This is a genomic window from Streptococcus pseudopneumoniae (genome assembly GCF_001072665.1).
Taxonomy (GTDB): domain Bacteria; phylum Bacillota; class Bacilli; order Lactobacillales; family Streptococcaceae; genus Streptococcus; species Streptococcus pseudopneumoniae_S.
The window spans coordinates 1-1,436 of record NZ_JVJI01000043.1 but is presented as its reverse complement, the minus strand read 5'-3'; the positions used below and the strand labels follow the sequence as shown (position 1 = coordinate 1,436).

The window sequence follows — 1,436 nt, the reverse complement described above, 5'->3', positions numbered from 1 at the left end:
TGAACTGCACCCCAAAAGTTAGACAGAAAAAATCTAACTTTTGGGGTGTTTTTATTATGAAATTAACTTATGATGATAAAGTTCAGATCTATAAACTTAGAAAACAAGGATATAGCATAGAGAAGCTTTCAAATAAATTTGGGATAAACAATTCTAATCTTAGGTACATGATTAAATTGATTGATCGTTACGGAATGGAGTTCGTCAAAAAAGGAAAGAATTGTTACTATTCACCTGAACTAAAACAAGAGATCATTGATAAAGTTCTTCTCGAAGGTCGTTCGCAAATAAGGGTATCTCTAGATTATGCTCTTCCAAGTGTTGGAATGTTGCCTAATTGGCTGGCACAATATAAGAAAAACGGGTATACTATTGTTGAGAAAACAAGAGGGAGAGCACCTAAAATGGGACGTAAACCAAAGAAGAAGCCCGAAGAGATGACAGAGCTAGAGCGACTTCAAGCAGAAAATGAGTACTTGAGAGCGGAGAATGCCATTCTAAAAAAGTTGAGAGAACTCCGATTGAGGGACGAAAAGGAGCGAAAAGAAAAACAGAAATTGTCCGAGGATTGGTAACGGAGTTTGCCTTAGAGATTCTTCTAAAGATTATTAAGCTAGCTCGTTCAACCTATTATTACCAGCTAAAGCAGTTAAATAAAAACGATAAAAATCATGATATTAAAGATGAAATTCAAGCTATTTTTACTGAGCATAAAGGAAATTATGGTTATCGCCGAATGACTCTAGAATTGAGGAATCGTGGTTTTGTAGTGAACCATAAGAAGGTCCAACGTCTGATGAAGATCCTTGGTTTAAGTGCCCGAATTCGTCGTAAACGCAAGTATTCTTCCTACCAAGGAGAGATTGGCAAGAAAGCAGATAACCTTATTCAACGCCAATTTGAAGCATCGAATCCAATGGAAAAGTGCTATACAGATGTGACAGAGTTTGCCATTCCGGCAAGCAGCCAAAAGCTCTATTTATCACCAGTTTTAGATGGTTTTAACAGCGAAATTATCGCCTATAATCTTTCTACGTCACCGAACTTGATACAAGTGAAAGATATGCTAGAACAAACCTTTACAGAGGAATATTACGAAAATACAATTCTCCATAGTGACCAGGGATGGCAATACCAACACGATTTCTATCATCATTTTTTAGAGGATAAAGGAATCCAGCCATCTATGTCGCGTAAGGGTAACAGCCCAGACAACGGCATGATGGAATCCTTCTTTGGTATTTTGAAATCCGAAATGTTTTATGGTTACGAGAAGACGTTTAAATCACTTAATCAATTGGAGCAAGCTATTGTAGACTATATTGATTACTACAACAATAAACGCATTAAGGTAAAATTAAAAGGACTTAGTCCTGTGCAATACAGAACTAAATCCTTTACTTAAATTATTTGTCTAACTTTTTGGGGTCAGTACA

The 1,436-nt window shown here is 36.3% G+C and carries 1 protein-coding gene; it reads left to right on the top strand.

Annotated elements, in window-relative coordinates:
• Positions 1-56 precede the first annotated feature (56 nt).
• A protein-coding gene (locus ADH52_RS10850) for an IS3 family transposase (RefSeq protein ID WP_152902834.1) occupies positions 57-1,405 on the top strand; the annotation gives its coding sequence in 2 pieces (ribosomal slippage) (positions 57-498 and positions 498-1,405; 1,350 coding nt in all).
• Positions 1,406-1,436 lie beyond the last annotated feature (31 nt).